The organism is Frankia sp. AiPs1 (genome assembly GCF_023716945.1).
Taxonomy (GTDB): domain Bacteria; phylum Actinomycetota; class Actinomycetes; order Frankiales; family Frankiaceae; genus Frankia.
In genome coordinates this window covers 1-5,358 of the sequence record NZ_JAMQQF010000422.1, presented here as the reverse complement: position 1 = coordinate 5,358, position 5,358 = coordinate 1, and the positions used below count along the sequence as shown (strand labels likewise).

General features: G+C 72.5%; 4 protein-coding genes. All 4 read right to left on the bottom strand.

Going from position 1 to position 5,358, the window contains the following annotated elements; genetic code table 11:
- On the bottom strand, positions 1-822 hold an 822-nt coding region (locus ND748_RS24430), incomplete at its 3' end, for a serine/threonine-protein kinase (protein ID WP_251748311.1).
- 327 nt (positions 823-1,149) lie between these two features.
- Complete coding sequence (locus ND748_RS24425; RefSeq protein WP_251748309.1) at positions 1,150-3,423, bottom strand: family 2 encapsulin nanocompartment cargo protein terpene cyclase; 2,274 nt, start codon at positions 3,421-3,423, stop codon at positions 1,150-1,152.
- Positions 3,424-3,482: 59 nt separating this feature from the next.
- Positions 3,483-4,094 carry a septation protein SepH gene (sepH, locus tag ND748_RS24420; protein WP_251748308.1) on the bottom strand — a complete coding sequence of 204 codons (612 nt, stop codon included), beginning with the start codon at positions 4,092-4,094 and terminating at the stop codon, positions 3,483-3,485.
- Positions 4,095-4,340: 246 nt separating this feature from the next.
- A complete protein-coding gene (ppgK, locus tag ND748_RS24415; protein ID WP_251748307.1) occupies positions 4,341-5,210 on the bottom strand; it encodes a polyphosphate--glucose phosphotransferase in 870 nt (289 codons plus the stop codon).
- Positions 5,211-5,358: the final 148 nt, after the last annotated feature.

The window sequence follows — 5,358 nt, the reverse complement described above, 5'->3', positions numbered from 1 at the left end:
GGCCGCCACCGCGCCCGCGGTGGCGGCGATCTGAGTGAGGATCCGGTGGGCGTCCGGCCGGCGTTCCGGCTTCTTGCGCAGACTCGCGGCGACCACGCCGCGCAACGGGCCGGGCAGGCCGCTGAGGTCGGCCTCACCGTGGACCGTCCGGTAGAGCAGCGCGTCGAGGGGGCCACCGCCGAACGGCGGTCGCCCACTTGCGGCGTAGCACACCGTCAGGCCCCAGGAGAAGATGTCGGCCGCGGGCCGGGGACGGCGCGTGGTGGTCAGCAGTTCGGGCGCGAGGTAGCCGATGCTGCCCATCACCACGCCCGAGGCGGTCATCATGCCGGGCAGGCCGGCGACGATCCCGAAGTCGATGACCTTCGGGCCGTCCTCGGCCAGCATCACGTTGCCCGGCTTGAGGTCACGGTGCACGACGTCGGCGTCGTGGATGGCGCTCAGCGCCTCCGCGAGGCCGCGGGCCACCTCCCACAGCGCCGCACCGGACAGCGGCCCCCCGGTGGCGACCGACGAGAACAGGGTGGGGCCCGCCACGTACTCGGTGGCGATCCACGGCTGGTCGCCGTCCACGTCCGCGGCCAGAAGCCGCGCCACCCGGGGGCTGTCGATCGCCGCCACCGCCGCGGCCTCCCGGTGGAAGCGGTGGCGGAACGCCGCGTCGGCGGTGTGCTCCTCTCGCATCACCTTGACCGCGGCACGGGTGCCCGCGTCGTCCACGCCGAGGTACACGATGCCCATGCCCCCGCTGCCGAGCCGGCCCATCAGCCGGTACGGCCCCACTTCGGGCGGATCGCCCGCCCGCAAAGCTTTCCAGGACACGCCACGTCCCCCTCGGATGCTGCGTCGCGCCGAGGCCGCGCCCAGGCGCCGCCGTGCCGGGCACCGGGGGTGCGGCGACACCACGAACGCCGGCACGCCCGGTCGCGGCCCACGCCGCCACCCGACCGATCCGTTGTACCCGGACGATTCGGCCGGAATTCGAGCCGTCCGACCACCCTCTGTGAAGTACGCCTGGCCGGGCCGGTACCCCCGAGGGATGCGATCGGGCGAGCAGGCCAACCAAACCCGACCGGCCGACGCGGACCCGCTGACCCCACGCCCACCTGCGGGTTCGGCCGGGTTCGGCCGGGTACGGCGACCGGCGGGCTAGCGGGCCGCCAGCCGGTGCACGTCGGCGGCGGAGGTGCCTAGCCCGGTTGGGCTACCGAAGGGCCGTCGATCGGCGGAGGGGTGGTAGCGCAGTTCGGCCTCCTCATATCGGTGCGTCCCTTGGTGCCAGCGCAGGACGCCGGCCAACCAGTTCTGGAGCTCCCGGGCGTAGGAGCCGATCGCCGCGCGGGCTTCACCGTCGAGGTCGAGACGGTCGAACAGATCGGGCAGCTCCCTGTCCACGACGTGCTCGAACTGCCGGATCCGAGCGGTCATCAGCCCGTTGACCACCTCGACGGCGCGGTCGCGGTCGCAGCCGAGGAAGTTCTCGACGACCAGCACCGCGTTGTGGATCTCACCTTCGAACTGGATCTCCTTCTGGTAGGAGTAGAGGTCGTTGAGCAGGCAGGCGAAGTCCGCGGCCGAGTTCTCCAGGGCCCGCAGCGGCCGGGTCCGGAAGATCTCCGCCGGCACGCTGTTGCCGCGGGCCAGCCGGCACAGGCTCATCGTCAGGTCCGAGCCGAACGTCGCGCGGCGCATCTCCAGGTAGTCGATGGGGTCGGGGATGCGGTTGTGGAACTGGTTGGCCAGTTCCCACAGCCAACTGTCGAGCATCACGTCGACTGCCCGGCGAAACGATGCCTGCGCGGCGGGTTCCATCCCTCGGGTGGTGCGCTCCCACAGGTCGGCGAGGCCCCGCTCCAGGGCGCTGACCGGCAGCTCGGTCAGCGGGCCGTCGACCGGCATGAAGGAACGCAGCCGCTCGTTGGTCAGCTTCGCCGCGGCCAGGTTCCGGGACGCGCCGAAGATCGCCGGATAGTAGTCGTCCGCGTAGGTTCCCCAGGTCAGCCAGCCCGTCGTGAGGTCGAGCTCCTCGGCGGTCGCGTCCGGGTGGATGCCCGCCGAGCACAGGGCGAAGTCGGCCGCGCGCAGCTTGTGCTCGTCCCAGATGCCCGGAACCCGGTCCAGCAGGCCCACCGACCGCGCCCAGCGGACGGCCTCCTCCCGTGAGTGGTCCAGGTGGGGGCTCTGTCCGCTGGTGTATGGCAGGTAGAACTCCGGCAGCGGGGTCGGACCGACGACCCGGAACGGCACGTTGGCGAACGACCGGAGCCGCCGCGGTGCGGTGGCCAGCAGCGACGGGATGACCCGGATGGCCGAGGTGCCGAGGCTGGGGATCCCGGGGATGCCGGGCAGTCCGGCGGCGGGGACGAGGCTGCCCGTCCCCCCGAACCCGACGGCGAGCCCGAGGCCGGCGACCTCGTCGGGGGTCGTCTCGCGGTTCATGTAGCGGCTGGAGCGCAGGTGCCACTCGTGCCCGCCGGACTGCCAGTCCTGCAGACCCTTGACGTACGCCAGCGCCGCGAGCCGGCCCGCCGGGTCGATGGCGTGCTCGTCGAGGACGGCTGGCAGTTCCGTGGCCGCGGTGTGCTCGAACTGGTGCAGCCGGGAGGTCAGCAGGTCGTTGACGGTGTCGGCGGCGGCCTGCGTGTCGATGTCGAGGAAGCGCTCCACGACCAGCACCCCGTTGCTGAGCTCGCCCTCCTCGGTGACCTCTCGCTCGTAGGAGAACAGGTCGTTGCGCAGGTGCACCGCGTCGGAGAAGGTGTCGCGCAGCACCTGCAACGGGCGGGTGGCGGCGACGCGGGCCGGGACCTCGGCATCGGCGGCATGCTCGACGAGGTTCGCCGACCAGGGGGCACCGCCGACCTTGCGACGCATCTCGACATACTCGATCGGGTTGGAAAGCCGAGCGGCGTTGATGTTCTCGAGTTCCCAGAGGGACTCGTCGAGCAGGTTGCGGGTGCTGACCGCGAAGCGGGCCCGCCAGTCGGCCGAGCGGGCCGGCACGGTCCGTGTCCACAGGTCGGCCAGGCCGCGCTCCACCGGGTTCGACGGCTCCTCGGTGATGTCGCCCTCCACCGGCATGAACGCGGGGAGCCGGTCGAGGTAGGCCCGGGCGCCGGCCAGGTCGTGCGACCTCTTGTAGAGCTCAAGGAAGTGGTCGTCGAAGTAGAAGACCCAGACGTACCAGTCGGTGATCAGGTTCAGGCGATCGGCGGTGGCGTCGGGATGGGTGTAGGCGCACAGCAGGGCGTAGTCGTGGGCGTCGAGGTCGGCCTCGGTCCAGATCGCGATGCCGTGCTGGGGAACGTCGATCATTTCCATCGCCCGGGCCCACTCCCTGCTGTGTTCCCGGGCCTGTTCGAGATGCGGACTCAGCCGCGCGGGATAGGGCACGTAGAACTCGGGGAGGGTGAAAGGCTGCATAATTTCTCCGGGAAAACCCTTGGTTGCCGCGGGGTCGGGACGATGAGATCCGGGAGGCATCACCGAAACCGGTGGGGCGGCGCGGGCGGGGGCGGGGGAGCCTGTTCGGTGCTTTCCGGGGCGACGAGCGCCCGGGCGGCGTCGTCGTGGGGGCGCACCCGGCGCACGACCGGATCCCACGTCCAGCGGGCGCAGCGGCTGTCCGAGGTGAGCTGGACGAGCCAGATCCCGTCGACGCGGCGCCAGGCGTCCCACTGGGCGGCGGCGGGATTGTCCTGGGCGACGATCAGCCGGGCGTCGACGACCTCGCCGAGCGGTCGCCCGGGCACCCCGCCGGGGTCCTTGGGCAGCAGCGCCGCCCGGGCCTCCTGCACGACGCGGGCGCGCTCGGCCAGCACGGGACCCTCGTAGCGCTCCACCCGCTCCACGGGTATGCCGGCGGCCCTGGCGACCTCCGCGGCGGTCTCCCCGGCACGTAGCCGGGCCTGGATCTCCCGCGGGGTCAGCGCGCTTTCGGTGCGCACCTCGCTGCGGCGCATCCCGCGCAGAGCAGCCCGGAGCCGGTCGTCCACCGGCACTCGGAACTGCTCACCGTCGGTCCTGCCGCCTGCGTCCGCGAGCACGAGGTAGCCGCCGTCCTCGCTGAGTGCGACCGCCCTCAGCTCACGCATGGCGCCTCCTGTTCACTCGAAGCCGTACCGTGCCCGGGTCGGCACGCCGCGGCGCACATCGCGCCGGTCGGCCGACGAGCCTGCGGGCAGATCGGCATGACGCACCTGAACCCGCCTTCGGCATGTGCGTCCCGGTAGGTGACAGCCTGCCATCGATGCGGCCGCCCGGCGGGCTGACAGCGGACGACACGCACAGTCTGACCGAGTCGGGCCTGTCCGTCCGGGCCGGGAGCCGGCCGAATGATCCTACGGCCGGCGGCCGCCCGGCGGCCGGGTCGCCGGTCCCCGCCGCCGCGCCGGACGCGCCGTCGGGCGCGGGCGGCTCTGATCGGCCAGGCCGGACAGCGCGGCGCCCACGATGCCCGCCTCGTTCTGTAGTTGCGCCGGTACCACCCGGGTGCGCAGCTCGAGCTGGTCGAGGAACTTGTCGGCCTTCTTGCTGACCCCGCCGCCGATGATGATCAGATCGGGCCAGAGCAGCGCCTCGAGCGTGCTGAGGTACCGGGTCACCCGCTTCGCCCACTTCTCCCACGACAGGTCCTCCCGTTCGCGGGCCGCGTCGGAGGCCTTTGTCTCCGCGTCGTGTCCGTGGATCTCCAGGTGCCCGAGCTCGGTGTTCGGGACGAGCTGCCCGTGCAGGAACAGGGCGGTCCCGATGCCGGTGCCGAACGTCGTCATCACGACCAGCCCGGCGGTGTCGCGGCCCGCCCCGAAGGCCATCTCCGCGACCCCGGCGGCGTCCGCGTCGTTCACCGTGGTGATGTCCGCCGCAGTGACGGAGCCGGTCGGCTGCGCCGACACCGAGGTGGCCTCCGCGTCGGCTCGGCCGAGGGCGCTGGCGAGCACGCCGACGATGTCGGTGCCGACCCAGGACGGCGCGATGTTCGCCGCCGTCAGCGCCACGCCGTTCTTGACGACCGACGGCAGGGCGACACCCACCGGACCGGACCAGCTGAAGTGGTTGACGATCTCGGCGATGGTCGCCGCGACGGCGGCGGGCTCGGCGGGCTGTGGGGTCGGAATCCGCAATCGGGGCGCGGCCAGCGTGCCGTCCTCGATGTTGACCGGAGCGCCCTTGATCCCGCTTCCTCCGACGTCAACTCCGAAGACCTGCATTGCCCAGCCCCTCCCCGCGCCGAATGTTCCCGCCTGTGGCGCCGGCGGCGCCGGCCCCGCGGTCGCGTGCGCGGACGGCACCGCCCGCCGCACGCGCGCGGTCGGGTGGGCCGGTCCATCGACCGCCGAGTGCTAAGTCTCGCAGGCC